The following is a 2,717-nucleotide window of genomic DNA, read 5'->3' as shown; positions in this document are numbered from 1 at the left end:
AGATCATGAAAGACATCTAGCCAGGATGCTTGGCCGAAATCTATAAGGCGTCAATACGTCCTAAAATGGACGCTTACTTTACAGCTTCAATATCATTTTGTGATGCAATCTCAATCGGCTCTGTCTTGGCGCAACCCGCAAGCGAGAGGACACATGTGACATAGGCCAAAATTACAAATGTACTTTTCATGGAATGCCTGACTGCTAACGCCAGCAATAAACGGCGCCCTGACGAGGGCGTCCGGTGGAGGCCGTAGGCCGGAACGAATTTGATTGCCTTGTTATAAGCGGCCTGGCCACACACATGAAATTCTAGGTTCCCTCAAGTGCCGACTTACTGGATCATCTCTTCCCACTGCATAGCTGACGGTGGCGCCCGAGGCTCCAACAGCCGGAATACTGAAAAGTAACTTACCCGCACAGTAGGCATCTATAACGTTTCGAGGGCTGCTGAATTGGAGAAAGTTTGCCTCTCCAATCTTTCTCGCCAACTCCCAAATTACTGACTCTTCAGCTAGTTCAATTTGAAGAGTCAAAGGCCCCAACTGATCATCTTGGGAACAACAAGCTTCACGGGTAACTTCGATTCTCATGTTTGCCTTATAACGCTCGGCACACATGCCGTTTTGGAGCCGCGAAGCGGCGGAAAAGCGGTCACCGTGATGCCGCTTGTTAAAATTCAACACAATACTGCCGAAAACTAGCGAATAGGTTCGAGTATATCGTTGAAAATTGACTCAAGCCTTTCGTTTTGGACGAGTACGCTATCAATATTGGCCTGTATCCATTCATCTTCAGATTTAACTGCATTCCAATTTAATCTATAGCCATTATGCAGAGCTATGTGATCGAAAAAAATTCTTTGAACACGGCCGTTCCCTTCTCTAAATGGGTGTATGATATTAAAATCACCATAGTATTCAGCCAGCTTAGAGATCAAGTTTTCTCCTGAAAATCTCAATAAATAAGAATCCTTTTCCAATCTCGAAAAAATCTTATTTATTTCAGGTTCTATTCTTCTAACAGTACAAAATCTCGTTCCGATCTTCGATATGTCGACAGTTCTTATCTCTCCTGCCCAGTCATATAACTCATTGAACAACAAGTAATGAATATTTTGAAGGTAAGGTAAGCTATAAGGTGGTTCTTTATAGTGTATATGACCAATCGAAATTTCGGTTATCTCTCGTTCGGCATTCTCGAAGGTTTCTTCATCCTGAATACCTAACTTGTTGCGGAGTACAACTGAGTTTGGGTAACAGTACCGATCTCCATGCTCATCATACTTATCCATCTCAGCTCCTTGATTTGTATTTATTTATTACATCAGACATTTTTTTTGATGATGGCTCACAACTAACTTCAATACCCTCCAGTTTTGAGCTGGCAGCAAAGTTCGATCTTTTTATTCTTTCGTAAATTTCATATTTATTCGTAAGACACTCAGAAGCAAAGATCTTCAATAAATTTGAAACCTTCCATTTCAATTCAGACCATCCACGGGCTATAATTCTGAAACCCAAAACATCTGAGACATCATTCTTGATGTCACTAAACCTTCTTGGAGACTTGGCATTATTCTGCGCGCAAGATATAAGCGCCTTCAGTTTTTCTCTATTACTTTCAACTGATCTATTTAATTGCCAGAGCTTTTCGAAAAGTGAAGTCCAACTGCGAGCCTTAATTTTAAATCCAATCTCAGCATTAATTGTTTTTTTTACACTGGAAAATGCACCAATAGTCTTAAGGGATTCCGGGTCTTTGATTTTTTTTATATCAATATCTATCAATGGATTTTCTCTTGATTCAGATTCTTTTTTCATATTTCGACCAATTACAGTAATGGATAATAGCCTTCTATATTATACCGCCATTCAAGATCTTTGGGCGCTACTCAGTATTTGACTTGTGCACCACCACTGCGATTGCATTTTAACGCCCGCCACAAACGCGAGCAACTTGTTGCGAGTCGAGCGCCCAACGGGCGCGTTTTTGATGGCGCTTGTTATGCTGTTGCATTCTCTATCTCGTGGAAGACTGAATGTATAATTTTCACTTGGCTTCAGATTTGTAATTTTCAAATTGCCCACAACAGTTACAGGTAGCTGACATGGCAAATGATTGATTATTATTAGCTTTAAATTTTATCATTGTAATGAACCATGCATTGCTTGGAATTTACGAGAACAGGTTCGCCAAAACGTTTAGCGGTAGCACGTTCTACTGCTCCCATAAAAAAAAGTGACCCATCGGACCATTTGCCATCAATTTGCTCATCATTAACCTTCATCTCATAAGGCATATAGTAGGACCCGAGATCATCATTAAAATGCGCAGAGTAAGTCTTGCTGCTGTCTTTCTTTACTTCATACTGGAATGAAGTAATTTTGAGTTCTTTGTCAAACTCTTTCCCTTTTAAGTCCTTTTTAATTACTACACCTAAGTCAGGGAAAACCATCCAACCAAAACCGCCTGCAGCACACGATATTGAAACATTTTGAGATAAATCAATATTATATCTGTAATCATTTTCTTGTGTTGATGTTGTCTTATTGGTTACACAGCCAGAAATTGATACGGTTAACAAAATCAAAACTAACCATTTTTTTATCACGCTTATTTCTCCGATGCTTTTGAAGCATAACGCCCAAATTTAGCGCGGAAAGCCGCGCAGCGGGTTGACGTCGCAGCCAGCGCTTTTTGCTGGCGATAAAATT

General features: G+C 40.3%; 3 protein-coding genes. All 3 read right to left on the bottom strand.

Annotated elements, in window-relative coordinates; all coding sequences use genetic code 11:
• Positions 1 to 700: 700 nt before the first annotated feature.
• The 3 genes from J3B89_RS20850 to J3B89_RS20840 all read right to left on the bottom strand — a co-directional run bounded on the left by J3B89_RS20850 (position 701) and on the right by J3B89_RS20840 (position 2,614).
• Positions 701 to 1,294, bottom strand: coding sequence for a Fic/DOC family protein (locus J3B89_RS20850; RefSeq protein WP_215399526.1), 594 nt, complete (start codon positions 1,292 to 1,294; stop codon positions 701 to 703).
• Between the two features lies 1 nt (position 1,295).
• Positions 1,296 to 1,823: a YhfG family protein gene (locus J3B89_RS20845; RefSeq protein WP_215399525.1), complete on the bottom strand. Its 528-nt coding sequence runs from the start codon at positions 1,821 to 1,823 to the stop codon at positions 1,296 to 1,298.
• A gap of 314 nt (positions 1,824 to 2,137) precedes the next feature.
• Positions 2,138 to 2,614, bottom strand: a complete 477-nt coding sequence (locus J3B89_RS20840) for a hypothetical protein (RefSeq protein WP_215399524.1) — start codon at positions 2,612 to 2,614, stop codon at positions 2,138 to 2,140.
• Positions 2,615 to 2,717 lie beyond the last annotated feature (103 nt).

Source organism: Rheinheimera oceanensis, assembly GCF_018831085.1.
Lineage (GTDB): Bacteria > Pseudomonadota > Gammaproteobacteria > Enterobacterales > Alteromonadaceae > Alishewanella > Alishewanella oceanensis.
Note: the sequence above shows the minus strand (reverse complement) of the source record. Positions and strands in the feature narration are given on the sequence as shown.

Bases quoted from the DNA above. Each gene is read 5' to 3' on its own strand.
- J3B89_RS20845 (WP_215399525.1), bottom strand. From the start codon at position 1,823: ATGAAAAAAGAATCTGAATCAAGAGAAAATCCATTGATAGATATTGAT.
- J3B89_RS20850 (WP_215399526.1), bottom strand. From the start codon at position 1,294: ATGGATAAGTATGATGAGCATGGAGATCGGTACTGTTACCCAAACTCA.